The organism is Streptomyces sp. NPDC086835 (assembly GCF_044745705.1).
Lineage (GTDB): Bacteria > Actinomycetota > Actinomycetes > Streptomycetales > Streptomycetaceae > Streptomyces.
The window spans coordinates 1186968-1204952 of record NZ_JBIVAU010000001.1; the positions used below are offsets into that span (position 1 = coordinate 1186968).

Annotated in this window: 14 protein-coding genes and 1 tRNA gene; 10 read left to right on the forward strand and 5 right to left on the reverse strand. The window is 68.7% G+C overall.

Translation table 11 applies throughout. The features are described 5' to 3' along the window. Positions 1 to 22 precede the first annotated feature (22 nt). Positions 23 to 1447 (forward strand): pyruvate kinase, encoded by a 1425-nt coding sequence (pyk, locus tag ACIPJI_RS05465; protein ID WP_402244578.1) that lies wholly within the window; start codon positions 23 to 25, stop codon positions 1445 to 1447. Between the two features lie 15 nt (positions 1448 to 1462). Here pyk and ACIPJI_RS05470 read toward each other — a convergent pair whose 3' ends face one another. Together ACIPJI_RS05470 and ACIPJI_RS05475 are read right to left on the reverse strand one after the other, a co-directional pair. Next, positions 1463 to 2071: a helix-turn-helix domain-containing protein gene (locus tag ACIPJI_RS05470; protein WP_402244580.1), complete on the reverse strand. Its 609-nt coding sequence runs from the start codon at positions 2069 to 2071 to the stop codon at positions 1463 to 1465. An 87-nt stretch (positions 2072 to 2158) separates the two neighbouring features. After that, positions 2159 to 2241 (reverse strand) — tRNA-Leu (locus tag ACIPJI_RS05475). Between the two features lie 93 nt (positions 2242 to 2334). Here ACIPJI_RS05475 and ACIPJI_RS05480 point away from each other — a divergent pair. The 6 genes from ACIPJI_RS05480 (at position 2335) to ACIPJI_RS05505 (ending at position 9115) form a co-directional block, all read left to right on the forward strand. Further along, positions 2335 to 2991, forward strand: coding sequence for a response regulator (locus ACIPJI_RS05480; protein WP_356624299.1), 657 nt, complete (start codon positions 2335 to 2337; stop codon positions 2989 to 2991). Positions 2992 to 3584: 593 nt separating this feature from the next. Then, the gene (locus ACIPJI_RS05485) at positions 3585 to 4745 is read left to right on the forward strand and encodes a branched-chain amino acid ABC transporter substrate-binding protein (protein WP_307705828.1); all 1161 of its coding nucleotides are present in this window, start codon (positions 3585 to 3587) and stop codon (positions 4743 to 4745) included. A 191-nt stretch (positions 4746 to 4936) separates the two neighbouring features. Next, positions 4937 to 5860: a branched-chain amino acid ABC transporter permease gene (locus tag ACIPJI_RS05490; RefSeq protein WP_307705827.1), complete on the forward strand. Its 924-nt coding sequence runs from the start codon at positions 4937 to 4939 to the stop codon at positions 5858 to 5860. Beyond that, the gene (locus ACIPJI_RS05495; RefSeq protein WP_402244583.1) at positions 5857 to 7242 is read left to right on the forward strand and encodes a branched-chain amino acid ABC transporter permease; all 1386 of its coding nucleotides are present in this window, start codon (positions 5857 to 5859) and stop codon (positions 7240 to 7242) included. Before ACIPJI_RS05490 ends, ACIPJI_RS05495 begins: the two co-directional genes overlap by 4 nt. Further along, on the forward strand, positions 7242 to 8351 hold the full coding sequence (locus ACIPJI_RS05500; protein WP_402244585.1) for an ATP-binding cassette domain-containing protein: 1110 nt from the start codon (positions 7242 to 7244) through the stop codon (positions 8349 to 8351). Before ACIPJI_RS05495 ends, ACIPJI_RS05500 begins: the two co-directional genes overlap by 1 nt. A gap of 74 nt (positions 8352 to 8425) precedes the next feature. Further along, a complete protein-coding gene (locus ACIPJI_RS05505; protein ID WP_307710323.1) occupies positions 8426 to 9115 on the forward strand; it encodes an ABC transporter ATP-binding protein in 690 nt (229 codons plus the stop codon). A gap of 87 nt (positions 9116 to 9202) precedes the next feature. Here the strand turns inward: ACIPJI_RS05505 and ACIPJI_RS05510 are convergent, their stop codons facing one another. Together ACIPJI_RS05510 and ACIPJI_RS05515 are read right to left on the reverse strand one after the other, a co-directional pair. Then, on the reverse strand, positions 9203 to 9661 hold the full coding sequence (locus ACIPJI_RS05510; RefSeq protein ID WP_356624293.1) for a hotdog fold thioesterase: 459 nt from the start codon (positions 9659 to 9661) through the stop codon (positions 9203 to 9205). Between the two features lie 67 nt (positions 9662 to 9728). Next, positions 9729 to 12008, reverse strand: a complete 2280-nt coding sequence (locus ACIPJI_RS05515; RefSeq protein WP_402244587.1) for an FdhF/YdeP family oxidoreductase — start codon at positions 12006 to 12008, stop codon at positions 9729 to 9731. A 132-nt stretch (positions 12009 to 12140) separates the two neighbouring features. Here ACIPJI_RS05515 and polA point away from each other — a divergent pair, with 132 nt between their 5' ends. Continuing rightward, positions 12141 to 14849 carry a DNA polymerase I gene (gene polA, locus ACIPJI_RS05520; RefSeq protein WP_402244588.1) on the forward strand — a complete coding sequence of 903 codons (2709 nt, stop codon included), beginning with the start codon at positions 12141 to 12143 and terminating at the stop codon, positions 14847 to 14849. A gap of 89 nt (positions 14850 to 14938) precedes the next feature. On the opposite strand, the gene ACIPJI_RS05525 is transcribed toward polA, so the two are convergent. Further along, positions 14939 to 15796 (reverse strand): DUF4184 family protein, encoded by an 858-nt coding sequence (locus ACIPJI_RS05525; RefSeq protein WP_402244590.1) that lies wholly within the window; start codon positions 15794 to 15796, stop codon positions 14939 to 14941. A 211-nt stretch (positions 15797 to 16007) separates the two neighbouring features. Here ACIPJI_RS05525 and ACIPJI_RS05530 point away from each other — a divergent pair, with 211 nt between their 5' ends. Further along, a complete protein-coding gene (locus ACIPJI_RS05530) occupies positions 16008 to 17714 on the forward strand; it encodes a lytic transglycosylase (protein ID WP_402244592.1) in 1707 nt (568 codons plus the stop codon). A 131-nt stretch (positions 17715 to 17845) separates the two neighbouring features. Next, a complete protein-coding gene (locus ACIPJI_RS05535) occupies positions 17846 to 17983 on the forward strand; it encodes an SPW_0924 family protein (RefSeq protein WP_159693035.1) in 138 nt (45 codons plus the stop codon). Positions 17984 to 17985: the final 2 nt, after the last annotated feature.

The following is a 17985-nucleotide window of genomic DNA, read 5'->3' on the forward strand; positions in this document are numbered from 1 at the left end:
CGGTAAGCCATAGGCTCGAAACATGCGCCGAGCAAAAATCGTCTGCACCCTGGGCCCCGCAACCGACACGTACGAGCAGATCAAGGCACTCGTCGACGCCGGGATGGACATCGCCCGCTTCAACCTCAGCCACGGCACCTACGCCGACCACGAGGAGCGCTACCACCACGTACGAAAGGCCTCCGACGAAACCGGCCGTAGCGTCGGCATCCTCGCGGACCTTCAAGGTCCGAAGATCCGCCTCGGCCGCTTCCGCGAGGGACCCGTACTGCTTGAACGCGGCGACACGTTCACCATCACCACCGAGGACATCGAGGGCGACCGCCACGTCTGCGGCACCACCTACGAGGGACTCGCCGCCGACGTCAGCCGCGGCGAACGCATCCTCGTCGACGACGGCAAGGTCGCCCTCGAGGTCACCGCCATCGACGGCCCCCGCGTCACGACCACCGTCGTCGAAGGCGGCATGGTCTCCGACCACAAGGGCCTCAACCTCCCCGGCGTGGCCGTCTCCGTCCCCGCCCTCTCGGAAAAGGACATCGAAGACCTCCGCTGGGCCCTCGGCATCGGCGCCGACATCATCGCCCTCTCCTTCGTCCGCAACGGCAGCGACATCGACGACGTCCACCGCGTCATGGACGAGGAAGGCCGCCGCCTCCCCGTCATCGCCAAGGTCGAAAAGCCGCAGGCGGTCGAGAACATCGACGACATCGTCGCCGCGTTCGACGGAATCATGGTCGCCCGCGGCGACCTCGGCGTCGAAATGCCCCTGGAGCAGGTACCGATCGTGCAGAAGAGGGCGATCAAGCTCGCCAAGCGCAACGCCAAGCCGGTCATCGTCGCCACCCAAATGCTCGACTCGATGATCGACAACTCCCGCCCCACCCGCGCCGAAGCCTCCGACGTCGCCAACGCCGTCATCGACGGCACGGACGCGGTGATGCTCTCCGGCGAGACGAGCGTCGGTAAATACCCGGTCGAAACGGTCCGCACCATGGCCCGCATCGTCATCGCGGCGGAAGAGGACGTCCTCGCCAAGGGCCTCCCCCCGCTGACCGACCGGAACAAGCCCCGCACCCAGGGCGGCGCCGTGGCCCGCGCGGCGGCCGAGATCGGCGACTTCCTCGGCGCCAAGTTCCTCGTCGCCTTCACCCAGTCGGGCGACACCGTCAAGCGCCTCTCCCGCTACCGCTCCCCGATCCCCCTCCTCGCCTTCACCCCCGACCCCGCCACCCGGTCCCAACTCAACCTCACCTGGGGCGTCGAGACCTTCCTCGGCCCGCACGTCGAGTCCACCGACGCGATGGTCGCCCAGGTCGACGAGGAACTGCTGCGCATCGGCCGCTGCGAGCGGGGCGACATCGTGGTCATCACGGCCGGCTCCCCGCCGGGCGTCGCGGGCTCGACGAACCTGGTCCGTGTGCACCGCATCGGCGAGAGCCTGTAAGCAGGCGGAAACGTGTCAGCACTTCGGCCCGACGTGCGCGTCCATGAGGACGACGGAGGCGCGTCGGGCCACGGAGATGCTGTACGGCCTGCCGTTGCGAGTGCAGTGCTTCCACTCGACGCCGAGCTTGTCGAGCGTGTCGGTGCAGAGCTGCCTGATGTCGTCCGAGACATTGGTGAAGAAGTACCGCGGATACTCGTAGCGCTTGCGCTCGCCGTTGACGATTCGGGTGGTCCAGTTCATGTTGCGGCAGCCGTCGGAATGGATCAGGCCGCGAACGAACTGCCACGGGTACCTGTCGACGACTTCTTGTTGCCAGGCGGACAGGGTGATCTTGCGCTCGTGCTTCTTGCCGAGCCCGTGCTGCGGGAACAAGCACGCGAGGTGCTTCGAGTACACCTTCAGGTTGCTGCAGCCCGCCCGCCGGACCCGGCACACCGAGTTGTCCGGGAAGACGGCGCGCATTGCCGCGTCGCATTCGCCGCGCCCGGCGCGGTCCATGTGCTTCCAATAGCTGATCGTGCCCGCGGGGATGTTCAACCTGCGGCCGACTTCGGCGTTCGTGGTCCCTGCCCGGAGGAGGGACAGTGCTCTGTGTCGGAGCTCCGGCGCGTGATGGGGCATATGGCTACGTTGAGTCAGCGAGTGACGCCGTGGGTAGCAGAAAGCGGATGTTCACGAGAAGGTGAACATCCGCCTGGAAGGGCGAAGTGCCGGGTGCGGGATTCGAACCCGCACGCCCTTTCGGGCAGATGTGTTTGAGACATCAGCGTCTGCCATTCCGCCAACCCGGCGTGGTTGCTTGTCGGAGTGTACCGGGTGCAGGTCGGAACCTTCATCTAGGTAGTCTCGGGGCAGCAGTATTTGTCCGGCCCCGAGGAGCCCCAGTGACCGCCCCCGAGTCGCCCCAGCCCACCGCCGATGACGACGACAAGTCGCACGTCCCGCCCCTGACGACACGTGTCGTCATCGCCGAGGACGAGGCGCTCATCCGGCTCGATCTCAAAGAGATGCTCGAGGAGGAGGGGTACACGGTCGTCGGCGAGGCCGGGGACGGGCAGCGGGCCGTGGAGCTGGCGCGGGAGCACCGGCCGGATCTGGTGATTCTCGACGTGAAGATGCCCGTGCTCGACGGGATCTCCGCGGCGGAGAAGATCGCGGAGGAGTCCATCGCGCCGGTCCTGATGCTCACCGCGTTCTCGCAGCGCGACCTCGTGGAGCGGGCGCGTGACGCCGGTGCCATGGCGTATCTGGTGAAGCCGTTCAGCAAGAGCGACGTCGTGCCGGCGATCGAGATGGCGGTGTCGCGGTTCACGGAGCTCAAGGCGCTCGAGCAGGAGGTCGCGGATCTTTCGCAGCGGCTGGAGACGCGCAAGCTGGTGGATCGGGCGAAGAGCATTCTGCAGACGCAGTACGGGCTGACGGAGCCGGCGGCGTTCCGGTGGATCCAGAAGACGTCGATGGACCGCCGGTTGTCGATGCAGCAGGTGGCGGAGGCGGTCATCGAGGACGCCGAGGAGAAGAAGGCCGCGAAGGAACAGTAGTCGGCGGCAGGGCGCTCAGCGGTCCGGAGGACGGGCGGAGGGGCAGCGTCTCGAAGCGGACAAATGGGTGGAATTGCGGCGGGTCCCCGGTCACTTGGTGACCGGGGGCCCGGTGCTGTTGTGGGGGAAGTTGTGAAGGTCGTTTTCGATTCTGCCGCGCGGCGGGCCGTCGCGCGCTACGGTGACGCGACCCGGCCGGAGGGGCGCTGTCCGGTGAGACGGAGGTGCTCTGTGCGGCGTGTGGGAGGGGCCCGGCGGGGGCATGTTCCGGCCAGGTCGTGTGACCGGGGTCAGGGAGAACGTCGCAGTTCAGAGCGTTGTCGGGGTCTGCGGAAATGTGGCCGTGAAGATCATGTGCGAGTTTGTCGGGAACTTGTGGATCACTGCTGACATGTCCGGTCGCCGGTAAGGAGTGTTCTGTTTCCGGCGCATGACTCAGGTCACAGGGCGATCACACATCTTCCGGTCACCTATCCGTGTGCCCGAACGCGCGATTACATTCCCCGCACACCGCACGGACAAGCGGTGTCCTGTGAGGGGATGCCAACTTCCCCCGCTGACAAGATCGTTCGCGCGGCTCCGAGGGGTTCGTAGTGCTGAACAAGACCATCGTCAAACTGGCTATACCGCTGGCCGTGGGTGCTCTGGCCCTGACCGGGTGCAACAGTGCCTCCGGTAGCAGCGACGGCGCCGTGAAGATCGCTTTCCAGGGTCCGCTCTCCGGCGACAACGTCGCGCTGGGCGAGAACATGCAGAACGGCGTGAAGCTGGCCATCGACCAGGCCAACGCCAAGGGTGACCTCGACTTCAAGCTCGAGTACGTCGCCGGTGACGACCAGGGCCTGCCGGACAAGGCCACGGCCGCCGCGCAGAAGATCATCGATGACGAGAGCGTCGTCGCCGTGGTGGGTCCCGCCTTCTCCGGGCCGACCAACACCTCTTCGCCGCTGTACGCGGAGTCCGGTCTGGTGACGGTTTCGCCGTCCGCGACCAACCCGCTGCTGACGGACAAGGAGAACGGCTTCACCAGCTTCCTGCGCGGTGTCCCCAACGACAACATGCAGGGCGCCGGCATGGCGACCTACTACGCCAAGAAGCTGAAGGCGAAGAAGGTCTACCTGATCGACGACAAGACCGACTACGGCGTGGGCCTGGCGACTGTCGCCGAGAAGGGTCTGAAGGACGCCGGTATCGAGGTCGTCAAGAAGTCCGTCCCGCAGAAGACGCCGGACTACTCCGCGACCGCGAAGGACGTCGTCAACTCCAAGGCCGACGCGCTGATCTACGCCGGTTACTACCAGGACCTGGCTCCCTTCGCGAAGAAGCTCAAGGACGCCGGCTACAAGGGCGCGGGCATCTCGGGTGACGGCTCGAACGACATGAAGTTCGTCGAGCTCGCGGGTGACGCCTCCGAGAACTGGTTCCTCACCTGCCCCTGCACCGACGCCACCGTCGAGGCGGGCACGAAGAAGTTCGCCGAGGACTACCAGAAGGAGTTCGGCCGCGCGCCGGGTACGTACTCCGCCGAGGCGTACGACATCACCAACATGATCATCGCCGAGGTCAAGAAGTCGGGTGCGGACACCGAGCGTGAGGCTCTGCGTGACGCGCTGGCGAAGGCCTCCTACAAGGGCCTGACGAAGACCTTCTCCTTCGGCGAGAACGGTGAGTTCAAGGGCACCGACGTCTACCTGTACCAGGTCAAGGGCGGCAAGATCGGGTACCAGGGCAACATCAACGAGCTGGCCGGCTGACGCTGGGGCTTAGTGGCTGATGCCATGCGACCGGGGGCCGGGAGGCGGTAGTTCTCCCGGCCCCCGTCCGCGAAGTGGGGCGGTCGGTTCCCTGACCGGTGCCCCCCACTGTTTCGAATGATTCGCCCGCGGGCCGCCCTCGTCGCCACGAGCGCCGCCGCCCGCTCAGCTCCCACAAGGAAGTCTGCTCCATGTCCCTTCAGGAATTCTGGGACTACCTCGTCCTAGGGGTGATGCTCGGCTCGCTGTACGCCGTCATCGCCATCGGCTACACCCTTGTCTACGGCGTGCTGCAGCTGATCAACTTCGCGCACAGCGAGGTCTTCATGCTCGGCGCCTACGGCAGCCTCATCGTCCTTCAGCTGGTCAGTCCGGGGGACAACCCGTCCGCTCTGGCATCCATCGGCTTTGTCGCTCTCGCCATGGCGGGGTCGGCGCTGTTCGGCGGCGTCACGGCGTACGGCCTGGAGAAGGTCGCGTACCGACCACTACGCAGACGTGGTGCGCCGCGGCTGATCTTCCTGATCACCGCGATCGGCGCCTCGTTCTTCCTGTACAACCTGGCCGGCAAGCTGTTCGGGCGTGACCCGCTGCCGCTGCCGGACATGTACGACAACCACACCGTGTTCTCGCTGTTCGGCGCGGGTGTGAACATCACTCAGATGCTCCAGTTCGCGACGGCCGTGGTCATGATGGTCGCGCTGGACCTGCTGGTGACCCGCACGAAGCTCGGCAAGGGCATCCGCGCGGTCGCCCAGGACGCCGAGGTCGCCGGCCTGATGGGCGTCGACATCGACAAGGTCATCTCCCGCACCTTCATCATCGGCGGTGTGCTGGGCGGTGTGGCGGGCTTCCTGTTCGCCAACCTGAACCAGGTGTCCTACACGATGGGCTTCATACCCGGTATCACCGCGTTCGCCGCGGCCGTCGTCGGCGGTATCGGCAACATCCGCGGTGCGATGTTCGGCGGCATTCTGATCGGCATCGTGGAGACGATGACGGTGCCGCTGCTCGGTGACGAGTGGCGCAGCGTCTCGGCCATGGTCGTGCTGATCCTTGTGCTGATGTTCCGCCCGATGGGCATCCTCGGTGAGCGAGTGGGGAGGGCGGCATGAGTACGGTCGACACCTCGAAGAACCTGACGCCGTCTGCGGCGTCGAAGCTGCGCCGTACGGCGTGGTACCAGTCGGAGCGCTTCTCCCGTCTGTGGGCGATGATCGCCCTGGGTGTGCTGCTGGCCCTGGTGACGGGCGAGCAGGGCAACACGCGTGACATCTTCTTCTCGATCGAGGACACGTTCACGGGTCCCAACCTGTGGGTGTGCCTGGGTCTTACGGTCGGTGTGTGGGCGCTGCGGGAGTTCGCGGCGGCGCCGATCAAGGGTGCGGTCACGAAGGCCAAGGAGTCGGCCGGTTCGGCTGTCTCCGGTGGCCCGGTGGGCACGCTGCGGGAGCGGCTGCGGACCGACAAGCGGGTGAAGCTGGGTGGCATCGCCATCCTGCTGATCCTGGTCCTGGTCATTCCGTCGGGTCTTGAGCGGACCTGGCAGACGGTGCTGGTGGACCAGATCGCGATCTTCGCGCTGCTGGCGATCGGCCTCAACGTGGTGATCGGCTGGGCGGGTCTGCTGGACCTGGGCTTCTTCGCCTTCTTCGCCGTGGGTGCCTATTCGACGGCGTACTGGACGGGCCGGCTCCCGATCGAGCCTCCGGTGGTGCTGAACAACTTCTGGGTCATCCCCGTCGCGGTGATCACGTGTCTGATCTGTGGTCTGCTGCTGGGTGCTCCGACGCTTCGGCTCCGGGGTGACTATCTGGCGATCGTGACGCTCGGTTTCCACGAGATCATCTATCTGGTGGCGAAGAACGCGGACGGCCTGACGGGCGGTCCGCAGGGTGCCCGGCTGATCCCGGACTTCTCGATCGACTTCGCGGGCTTCGAGTACAAGTGGTCGATCAAGCCGCTGCCTTACTGGTACCTGCTGGTCTTCTTCATCGTCCTGGTGATCATTCTGTTCTCGCGTCTCGAGCACTCGAGGGTGGGACGTGCGTGGACGGCGATCCGTGAGGACGAGATCGCGGCCGCGGCGAACGGCGTCAACACGGTGCAGTTCAAGCTGATGGCGTTCGCGATCGGCGCGTCGACCTCGGGTGTCGCGGGTGTGATCTTCACCAGTAAGTACGGGTACATCAACCCGGAGGTCTTCCCGCTTCTGCAGTCGATCCTGATCCTGGCGTACGTCATCTTCGGCGGTATGGGTTCGATCCCGGGTGTGCTGATCGGTACGGCGATCCTGGTGTGGCTGCCGGAGGCGCTGAAGGACTGGGTGGACCCGTCCGACCGGTACATGTATCTGGGCGCGCTGCTGGTGATCATGATGATCTACCGGCCTCAGGGTGTCTGGCCGTCCCGGCGAAGGCAGCGTGAGCTGAAGATGGCTGAGGAAGGCATCGGCGACGCGGACGCGATGTCCGAGCCGGCGGGAGGCAAGGTCTGATGAGCACGGACGTGAAGAGCGACGCGACGGCCGGTGCGCAGCCTTCGGCCGGTGGTACCGATCTGGTGCTGCAGGCGTCGGATGTGACGCTGCGGTTCGGCGGGTTGACCTGTCTGGACCACGTGGACGTCAACATGTGCCGGGGCGAGGTCCTGGCGGTGATCGGGCCGAACGGTGCGGGTAAGACCTCGCTGTTCAACTCGCTCACCGGGGCGTACACCCCGCAGGAGGGAAAGATCGTCTTCCGTTCGAAGGACGGCGACGAGAAGTCCCTGCTGGGCAGCAAGCCGCACATCGTCAACCGTGTGGGTGTGGCGCGTACGTTCCAGAACATCCGGTTGTTCGGTGCGCTGACGGCGCTGGAGAACGTCAAGATCGCGGCGGAGACCCGGCTGAAGGCCGGCCCTGTCTCGATCATGCTGGGTCTGCCGAACGCGCGTAAGGCGGAGCGGCTCAGTGACGAGCGTGCGCACCGGCTGCTGAAGTTCGTGGGCCTGGAGGACAAGCTCAACGAGATCGCGGGCAGCCTGTCGTACGGTGACCAGCGCAGTCTGGAGATCGCGCGGGCGCTGGCCACGGATCCCCAGGTGTTGCTGCTGGACGAGCCGGCCGCCGGTACGAACCCGACGGAGAAGCTGGAGCTGGAGCAGCTGATCCGCCGTATCAACACGGAGCTGGGCATCAGCGTGCTGCTCATCGAGCACGACATGCGTCTGGTGATGTCGGTGGCGGACCGGGTGATGGTTCTCAACTTCGGCAAGAAGATCGCCGAGGGGACGCCGAGCGAGGTGCAGCAGCACCCGGCGGTGATCGAGGCCTATCTGGGCGCGTCGGCGGAGGACGCGGAGGTGGTTCAGGCCGCCATCGCGGAGCAGCATGCGGCGACGGACGGTCCGCGGGAGCCGGTGCCGGCCGGGTCGGCGTCCGAGGAGCCGGGTTCGGACGAGCCCGCTTCCGAGGACCCGGGTTCAAACGAGCCGGGTTCTGACGAGCCTGCTTCGGACGGGTCCGTGGCGGACGATGCCTCTGACGAGGTGTCGGCCGATGCGGGGTCGTCGGACGGAACGGCGCCGGGCGAGACCGCGGCGGACGAGGAGAGCGGCAAGTGAGCACCACGACTGAGCTGCAGAAGGACGCCGGTACGGCGGGCACTTCGGAAGAGACGCTGCTCGAACTGAAGAGCATGCGTGTGTTCTACGGCGCCATCGAGGCCATCAAGGGCATCGACCTGACCGTGCGCAAGGGCGAGATCGTGGCCCTGCTCGGCGGTAACGGCGCGGGCAAGACGACGACGCTGCGTACCGTCTCGGGCATGCTCCAGCCGCGCCACGGTGAGGTGCTGCTGCGCGGTGAGCGCATCGACGGCATCAAGTCGCACGAGCTCGTGCGGTTCGGTATCGGTCATGTGCCGGAGGGCCGGCGGGTCTTCTCGACGATGACCGTGCGGGAGAACCTGGAGATGGGCGCGTACCGCTTCAGCTCGGTCGACATGGCCGAGATGGACCGGGTGTTCACGCTCTTCCCGCGTCTGGCCGAGCGGCGCTCGCAGCAGGCGGGCACGCTGTCGGGCGGTGAGCAGCAGATGCTGGCGATCGGCCGTGCCCTGATGGGCAAGCCGGAGCTGCTGCTGCTGGACGAGCCGTCGATGGGTCTCGCGCCGCTGATCGTGCAGCAGATCTTCGAGATCATCGAGGAGATCAACAAGCAGGGCACGACGGTGCTGCTGGTGGAGCAGAACGCCACGCAGGCGCTGGGTCTGGCGAACCGCGGCTACGTCCTGGAGACGGGTGAGGTCGCGATGTCGGGGCCGGCGGCGGATCTGCTGGCGGACAACCGGATCCGGGCGGCGTACCTCGGTGAGGGCGCGGCCTGACGGTCCGTGGAGCGATGAGGGAGGGGCCGGGAAGCATCAGCTTCCCGGCCCCTTTCCGTGTCCTGCGGGTCTTTCGCGGGGGCTGGTTCAGCCCTGGGCGTCGCGGAGCAGGCAGGTGAGCCGTGCGGTGCAGACGCGCTTGTCCTGCTCGTCGGTGATCACGATCTCGTAGGTGGCGGTGGAGCGGCCGCGGTGGACGGGGGTGGCGACCCCGGTGACCATCCCGGAGCGGGCGCCGCGGTGGTGGGTGCAGTTGAGGTCCACGCCGACGGCGATCTTGGAGGGGCCGCCGTGCAGCATGGAGCCGACGGAGCCGAGGGTCTCGGCGAGGACGGCGGACGCGCCGCCGTGCAGCAGGCCGTACGGCTGGGTGTTGCCCTCGACGGGCATCGTGCCGACGACCCGGTCCGCTGCGGCCTCGATGATCTGTACGCCCATGCGCTCGCCCAGGTGTCCGGCGGAGAAGAGCGCGGGCAGGTCCACCCCGAGCTCGGCGTACTCGTCGATGACCTCTTGCGGGAACTTCACGGTGGTCTGCTCGCCCATGCCGGCTCCGATCGTATGACTGTCTGGTCCTGTGGCCGTCTGTTCGTCCTGCTGCCTGAGCGAACGCTTAGACGGTCGGTGATTGTTCCAGACGTACGATCACGGACTTGCTGGCGGGGGTGTTGCTGGTGTCGGCGGTGGAGTCCAGCGGGACCAGCACATTGGTCTCCGGGTAGTACGCGGCGGCGCAGCCGCGGGCGGTGGGGTAGTGGACGACGCGGAAGCCGGGGGCCCGCCGCTCCACGCCGTCCTTCCATTCGCCGACCAGATCGGCGTACGAGCCGTCGGCCAGGCCGAGCTCGCGGGCGTCCTCGGGGTGGACCAGGACGACCCTGCGGCCGCCCTTGATGCCGCGGTAGCGGTCGTCGAGACCGTAGATCGTGGTGTTGTACTGGTCGTGCGAGCGCAGGGTCTGCAGCAGCAGCCGGCCCTCGGGGATCTCGGGGTACTCGACGGGTGCGGCGGTGAAGTTGGCCTTGCCGGTGGCGGTGGGGAAGCGGCGCTCGTCGCGCGGGCCGTGCGGCAGGGTGAAGCCGCCGGGGCGGGCGATCTTCGCGTTGAAGTCCTCGAAGCCGGGCACCACGCGGGCGATCCGGTCGCGGATCGTGCTGTAGTCCTGTTCGAAGTCTTCCCACGGTGTGCTGGAGGAGGGGCCGAGCACGGCGCGCGCCATCCGGGCGACGATCGCGGGCTCGGACAGCAGGTGGGGGCTCGCGGGGGTGAGGTTGCCGCGGGAGGCGTGGACCATGCCCATCGAGTCCTCGACGGTCACCACCTGCCTGCCGCCCGCCTGGATGTCCTTGTCGGTACGGCCGAGGGTGGGCAGGATGAGCGCCCTGCGGCCCGTCACCGCGTGCGAGCGGTTGAGCTTGGTCGACACGTGCACCGTCAGCCGCGCACGGCGCATCGCGGCCTCTGTGACCTCCGTGTCGGGGCTCGCCGCCACGAAGTTGCCGCCCATGGCGAAGAACACCTTCGCCTTCCCGTCACGCAGCGCCTCGATGGACCGCACGACGTCGAGGCCGTGGTGACGCGGCGGGGCGAAGCCGAACTCCTTCTCCAGGGCGTCCAGGAAGGCGGGCGCGGGCCGCTCGAAGATGCCCATGGTGCGGTCGCCCTGGACGTTGGAGTGCCCTCGGACGGGGCAGACGCCGGCCCCCCGGCGGCCGATGTTGCCGCGCAGCAGAAGGAAGTTGACGACCTCGCGGATGGTGGCGACGGAATGCTTGTGCTGCGTGAGGCCCATCGCCCAGCAGACGATGGTCCGGCGGGAGTCGAGCACCATCCGCAGGGCCTGCTCGATCTCGTCACGGCCGAGGCCCGTAGCGGCGAGCGTGGCATCCCAGTCGGCGGCCCGCGCCGCGGCCGCGAAGTCCTCGAAGCCTTCGGTGTGCTCGCGTACGAACTCCTCGTCGACCGCGCCCCCGGTCTCCAGGATCAGCTTGTTGAGGAGACGGAACAGGGCCTGGTCGCCGCCGATGCGGATCTGGAGGAAGAGGTCGTTCAGTGCGGTGCCCTTGAGCATGCCGCGCGGGGTCTGCGGGTTCTTGAACCGCTCGAGACCGGCCTCGGGCAACGGGTTCACCGAGATGATCTTCGCGCCGGAGGCCTTCGCCTGCTCCAGCGCGCTGAGCATCCGGGGGTGGTTGGTGCCCGGATTCTGCCCGGCGACGATGATCAGGTCCGCCTGATGCAGGTCCTCCAGCGAGACACTGCCCTTGCCGACGCCGATGGTCTCCGTGAGCGCCGAGCCGGAGGACTCGTGGCACATGTTGGAGCAGTCGGGCAGATTGTTCGTACCGAACTCGCGGGCGAACAGCTGCAGCAGGAACGCCGCCTCGTTGCTGGTGCGGCCGGAGGTGTAGAACAGCGCCTCGTCCGGGGATTCGAGCGCGCGCAGTTCCTCGGCGATGATCGCGAAGGCCCGCTCCCAGGTCACCGCCTCGTACCTCTCGGCGCCCTCGGGGAGATACATCGGCTGTGTGATCCGGCCCTGCTGGCCCAGCCAGTAGCCGCTGCGGTTCGCGAGATCGGGGAGCGGGTGCGCGGCGAAGAAGTCGGGCGTCACCCGGCGCAAGGTCGCCTCCTCCGCGACCGCCTTCGCGCCGTTCTCGCAGAACTCGGCGACATGGCGCTTGTCGCCCTCCGGCCAGGCGCAGCCGGGACAGTCGAAGCCGTCCTTCTGGTTGACCTTCATCAGGGTGCGGGCGGTGCGGCCCACTCCCATCTGCTGCTGCGCGACGCGCAAGGTGTGGCCGATGGCGGGCAGGCCGGCCGCCGCATGCTGCGGCGCCGCGATCTGCGGGGCGTCCTGGACCGGGTCCCCTGCGGGCGGCTTGCTGGCCATCACGCTCTCCTTCGAGCCGTGCCTGTGCGATACGTCTGCCGTACGTCTCCGATCCTGTCACGGGCCTCCGACAATCGGTGAGCCAAGGTCGGGCGGTCGGGAATGTCAGTGGTGCATGGCAGGATCGGGGTCGTGGCTGAGACGGCATCGAAGAAGACGGCAGACAACCGACCGCGCCTGCTCCTCATGGACGGGCACTCCCTGGCGTACCGGGCGTTCTTCGCATTGCCCGCGGAGAATTTCACGACCGCGAGCGGCCAGACGACCAACGCGATCTACGGCTTCGCCTCGATGCTGGCGAACACCCTGCGTGACGAGGCGCCCACACATTTCGCGGTGGCCTTCGACGTCTCCCGCAAAACCTGGCGGTCGGCCGACTTCCCGGAGTACAAGGCGAACCGCTCCAAGACGCCCGACGAGTTCAAAGGCCAGGTCGAGCTGATCGGCGAGCTCCTCGACACGATGAACGCCGAGCGGTTCGCGATCGACGGCTTCGAGGCGGACGACGTGATCGCCACCCTCGCCACCCAGGCGGAGGCCGCGGGCTTCGAGGTGCTCATCGTCACCGGCGACCGGGACTCGTTCCAGCTGGTCAGCGAGCACACCACCGTGCTGTACCCGACCAAGGGCGTCTCCGAGCTGACCCGCTTCACCCCGGCGAAGGTCGAGGAGAAGTACGGTCTCACCCCGCAGCAGTACCCGGACTTCGCCGCACTGCGCGGCGACCCGTCCGACAACCTGCCCGGCATCCCCGGAGTCGGTGAGAAGACCGCCACGAAGTGGATCAACCAGTTCGGTTCGTTCGCGGCGCTCGTCGAGCGCGCGGACGAGGTCAAGGGCAAGGTCGGCCAGGCGCTCCGCGACCACCTGGAGGCCGTCAAGCTCAACCGCCACCTGACGGAGCTCGTGCGCGACGTGGAGCTGCCGAAGGCCGTCACCGACCTGGAGCGCGCACCCTACGACCGGACCGCGCTGAAGGGCTTCCTCGAGGTCCTGGAGATCCGTAACCCGAGCCTGCGGGAGCGGCTGCTGGCGGTCGACCCCGGAGCCGCGGAGGAGGAGCCGCCGGCCCCCGAGGCCGGTGTGGAGCTCGACGGCACCGTGCTCGGCGCCGGCGAGCTGGCGTACTGGCTGGAGCAGCACGGCAGGCAGCCGCTCGGCGTGGCCACCGTCTCCGCATGGGCGCTGGGCGTCGGCAGCGTCAGCGAGGTCGCGCTGGCGGCCGCCGACGGCAAGGCCGCCTGGTTCGACACCACGCAGCTCGACGAGTCCGACGAGCGGGCGTTCGCCTCGTGGGTCTCCGACCCTTCCCGGCCGAAGGTCATGCACAACGCCAAGGACGCGCTGCGGGTCTTCCCCGAGCACGGCTGGGAGATCGCCGGCGTGACGATGGACACGGCGCTCGCCGCCTACCTGGTCAAGCCCGGCCGCCGTTCGTTCGCCCTGGACGCGCTCTCCATCGAGTACCTGCACCGTGAGCTGGCGCCCGCCGCGGCGGACGGGCAGCTGGCGTTCGGCAGCGACGAGCAGGCCGAGGCCGACGCCCTGATGTCCCAGGCCCGTGCGGTCCTGGACCTCGGCGAGGCCCTCGGCGGGAAGCTGAAGGAGGTCGGCGCCGTCGAGCTCCTGCACGACGTCGAGCTGCCCACCTCCCTGCTGCTGGCCCGGATGGAGCGGCACGGCATCGCCGCCGACCGCGCCCACCTCGAGGCCATGGAGCAGCAGTTCGCGGGCGCCGTGCAGCAGGCCGTGAAGGAGGCGCACGCGGCGGTGGGCCACGAGTTCAATCTCGGGTCCCCCAAGCAGCTACAGGAGGTCTTCTTCGGCGAGCTGAACCTGCCGAAGACGAAGAAGACCAAGACCGGCTACACCACGGACGCCGACGCGCTCGCGTGGCTCGCCGCGCAGACGGAGCACGAGCTGCCCGTCATCATGCTGCGCCACCGTGAGCAGGCCAGGCTCCGCTCGACGGTCGAGGGCCTGATCAAGACCGTCGCCGCCGACGGCCGCATCCACACCACGTTCAGTCAGACCGTCGCCGCGACGGGACGCCTCTCCTCCACCGACCCGAACCTGCAGAACGTGCCGGTGAGGACGGACGAGGGCCGTGCGATCCGGCGCGGATTCGTCGTCGGCGAGGGCTACGAGTCCCTGATGACGGCCGACTACAGCCAGATCGAGCTGCGCGTCATGGCCCACCTGTCGGAGGACGCGGGCCTGATCGAGGCGTTCACCTCCGGCGAGGACCTGCACACGACCGTCGCCTCCCAGGTGTTCTCGGTCGAGCGGTCCGCCGTCGACGCGGAGATGCGCCGCAAGATCAAGGCGATGTCGTACGGGCTGGCCTACGGGCTCTCGGCGTTCGGCCTCTCCCAGCAGCTGGGCATCGAGCCCGCCGAGGCTCGGGTCCTGATGGACACCTACTTCGAGCGGTTCGGCGGCGTGCGGGACTACCTGCGGCGCGTCGTCGACGAGGCGCGGGCCACCGGCTACACGGCGACGATGCTCGGCCGTCGCCGGTATCTCCCCGACCTCAACAGCGACAACCGGCAGCGGCGCGAGTCCGCCGAGCGGATGGCGCTCAACGCACCGATCCAGGGCACGGCGGCGGACATCGTCAAGGTCGCCATGCTCAACGTGGACCGGGCACTGAGGGACGCGAAGCTGTCGTCCAGGCTGCTGCTCCAGGTCCACGACGAAATCGTCCTGGAGATCGCCCCGGGCGAGCGCGAGCAGGTCGAGACACTGGTGCGCCACGAGATGTCCTCGGCCGTGTCGCTCCGCGCCCCGCTGGACGTCTCGGTCGGCTCGGGCACGGACTGGGAGTCGGCAGCCCACTGACGCCCGCGGCACGCCCCCGGTGGGGGCGTGCCGCCGCTCGCTCCGATGACCCGGCCCGTCGACTCCGCGCCCCGGGCCTCGGGGACCCGTCACCCCTGACGCACGCCTCGCTCCGGCAGCGGCGGTGCCTCGGAGGCCTCAGGAACCGGTCCCCGTCCGCGCCCACGCACCCGCACCACCGCGGCGTACAGCACCAGCCCCACGGCCAGCCCCGCCCCCGCCCCGAAGCATGCCGTCGGGATGATGTCGAGCGGCGTCTCGGTCCGGCCCCAGTACTGGTACCAGCGCACACAGCGGTGCACGACGCCCGCCAGCACGCACACCGCGATGAGCGCTGCCGCCAGCAGTCGGGCCCGGCGGCCGAGCAGCATCACGGGCGCCTCCGGTGACGCCGGCGCACGCCGCAGCGCCGTTCCCGTGAACCACACCAGTGCGACGAGAGCGACCGCCGAACTGCCGTACTGCGTGTACGTGTAGAGCGGGAAGCCCGCGACGACCTCCCCGAGGACCGGCATCATCCGCACGCCCCACCGGTCGAAATGGGTGAACGCGTCCCACACGACATGCGTACTGGCCCCGATCACCGCCGAGACGTAGAACCACAGCGCCGCGGTGACCGGCGGCCGGTGCCTCGGCCGCCCGCGCAGCAGTGTGTACACCCGGCCCTGCTGTGCCGCCGGCAGCAGCGCGACGAGCGGGTCCCGCATCAGCAGCCAGAGGCAGACGAGTACCGCGGTGATGGCGACGTCGACGGTCAGCACGCCCAAGACCCCGTGTGTCACCGCCCCGTAGCCCATCACCTCGGGAAGGAGACTCGCCGCGAAGTACGTCGTGTCCGGTGCGAACGACCCGAGGACGAGGGCCGAGGCGTACAGGGGACCGCGCGCGGTCCCGTTCCTCCGCAGGCCCGGCAGCACCGCCGCGGCGTGGCTGATGGTGAACGGCATGGCGACGCCCCCTGTGACCGATGTTGATCAGTGGGCCCAGTATGCGTGACGCCCTGCGGCGAAGGGCGTCCGGAATCCGGCAATGAGCAGTAGGTGGCGAAGTAGTGAAAACCGGTCAGTGCACGGTGTCCCGATGTCTCAAGGTGCACTAGGGTCACGTGAGTCCGCGCTGGGGAGCGCGGACAGCAGCTGATGGGGAGGGAACAGACGTATGGCAGCGCAATTCGGCCGCCGGCTGCGCAGGGGAGCGACGACGACGGCGGTTGCCGCCGCTGCCGTGGCCGCACTCTCCGCGTCACAGGCGCCCGGCGTCACGCACGCCACCTCGGGCACCGGGCAGGAGGCGTCGGACGCTGCCCCGCCGCCCGGCACTCCGGTGACCGGAAACTCCCCGTACTACACGGACCTCCCGCCGCTGAACACACCCGACAAGCCCGGCACTTCGGGCGATCTGCCGGAACTCGGCGTGGGTGAGGCCGGTATACCCGCCTCCGTCCTCGCCGCCTACAAGCAGGCCGAGCAGACCATCGCCGCGTCCGACCCGGCCTGCCGGCTGCCCTGGCAGCTGCTCGCCGCCATCGGCAAGGTCGAGTCGGGTCAGGCCAGGGGCGGCAGGGTCGACGCGAACGGCACGACGCTCACCCCGATCCTCGGCCCCGTCCTCAACGGTGTCGGCTTCGCGAACATCTCGGACTCCGACAACGGCGCCTACGACGGCGACAAGGTGCACGACCGTGCCGTCGGACCGATGCAGTTCATCCCGCAGACGTGGGAGACCTGGGGCCAGGACGCCAACGCCGACGGCCGCAAGGATCCCAACAACATCTACGACGCGGCGCTCGCCGCGGGTCGCTATCTGTGTGCCAACGGCCGCGACCTCGGCAACAAGGACGACCTCGACCAGGCGATCCTCGGCTACAACCACTCGCGGGAATACCTGCGCACGGTGCTGTCCTGGTTCGAGTACTACAAGCGCGGCGCCCACCAGGTCCCCGACGGGGCGGGCGTTCTGCCGGTGGGTGACGGTCCCGACAGCTCGGGCCCGCTGCCGACACCGAGCCCCACCCCTACGCCGAGCCCGTCGACGCCCGCCCCGAAGCCGAGCCCCACGCCGAGCCCGTCGAAGCCCACCCCCACCCCCACCCCTACGCCGACGCCCACGCCGACCCCGCCCCCGACGTCCACTCCGGCCCCCGCGCCCGTGAGCCGTATCGAGGACGCGGGCACCGGGCCGCTGACGGCCGTGGCCGGGCGGCAGTTCACCGAGCGGGTCACCGTCCGCGCGGAGAACGCGAAGGGGCAGCCCGTCGCCAAGGTGGCCGTCCGGTTCATGATCGTCGGTGACACCGACACCCGCTTCGCCGACGACCGCACAGAGGCCGTCGTGGCCACGGGCGCGGACGGCACGGTCAGCGCCCCGGCGCTGGTCGCGGGGGAGCGGACCGGTGCCTTCACGGTGCGGGCCACCGTCGTCGAGCGTGCCCTGCCCGGTGTCGAGTTCAAGGCCACTGTCACCGAGCGGGAAGCGGACAGCATCGTCCGGACCGACACCAAGGCCCTGGCCGCCACCGCCGGCGGCGAGTTCACGGACGTCATCCGCGTCAGGGCCGCATGCGACGGAGTCGCCGCCTCCGGTGTCGCGGTCTCCGCCACGATGATCGTCTCCAAGGAGACCGGCGCGGAGAACGACAAGGGGCCGTACTTCAAGAAGGCCGACGGCACGGTCGTCCGCACCCTGACCGGGCTCCGCACCGGCGCCGACGGTGTGCTCGAGCTTCCGAAGGTCTTCGCCGACGACAACCAGGGCACCTTCGTCCTCCGGCTCACCGCTCCCGGCGGCGGCATCCTGGACATCGAACTGCAGGTGACGGCACCGGCGAGCGCCACCCCGTCGCCCTCCCCGTCCACGACCCCCTGACCGAGCGCTCTGCCCGCACCGCCCCTGCCCGCCCCCGGGACAGGGGCGGTGCTGTGTGTTCTCTTCTTCCGGTCGCGTTGCTACGGTGCCCAGACCTGATGCCCTGTCAGATCCGTTCCGGGAGGCCGAGCATGCGCGCCCTCGTCGCCGCCGCCGTCGGACTCGCCGCCGCCCTCGCCCTCGTGCTCACCGTCACGGCGATCGGCGCGCCGGCCGGCGAGACCTCGCCGGAGCCGCTGCTGACCACCGTCCCCGGCCCCAAGGACTGAGG

Coding starts and splice junctions, on each gene's coding strand:
- pyk (WP_402244578.1), top strand. CDS start 23: ATGCGCCGAGCAAAAATCGTCTGCACCCTGGGCCCCGCAACCGACACG.
- ACIPJI_RS05470 (WP_402244580.1), bottom strand. CDS start 2,071: ATGCCCCATCACGCGCCGGAGCTCCGACACAGAGCACTGTCCCTCCTC.
- ACIPJI_RS05490 (WP_307705827.1), top strand. CDS start 4,937: ATGTCCCTTCAGGAATTCTGGGACTACCTCGTCCTAGGGGTGATGCTC.
- ACIPJI_RS05495 (WP_402244583.1), top strand. CDS start 5,857: ATGAGTACGGTCGACACCTCGAAGAACCTGACGCCGTCTGCGGCGTCG.
- ACIPJI_RS05500 (WP_402244585.1), top strand. CDS start 7,242: ATGAGCACGGACGTGAAGAGCGACGCGACGGCCGGTGCGCAGCCTTCG.
- ACIPJI_RS05505 (WP_307710323.1), top strand. CDS start 8,426: ATGCGTGTGTTCTACGGCGCCATCGAGGCCATCAAGGGCATCGACCTG.
- ACIPJI_RS05510 (WP_356624293.1), bottom strand. CDS start 9,661: ATGGGCGAGCAGACCACCGTGAAGTTCCCGCAAGAGGTCATCGACGAG.
- ACIPJI_RS05515 (WP_402244587.1), bottom strand. CDS start 12,008: ATGGCCAGCAAGCCGCCCGCAGGGGACCCGGTCCAGGACGCCCCGCAG.
- ACIPJI_RS05525 (WP_402244590.1), bottom strand. CDS start 15,796: ATGCCGTTCACCATCAGCCACGCCGCGGCGGTGCTGCCGGGCCTGCGG.
- ACIPJI_RS05530 (WP_402244592.1), top strand. CDS start 16,008: ATGGCAGCGCAATTCGGCCGCCGGCTGCGCAGGGGAGCGACGACGACG.
- ACIPJI_RS05535 (WP_159693035.1), top strand. CDS start 17,846: ATGCGCGCCCTCGTCGCCGCCGCCGTCGGACTCGCCGCCGCCCTCGCC.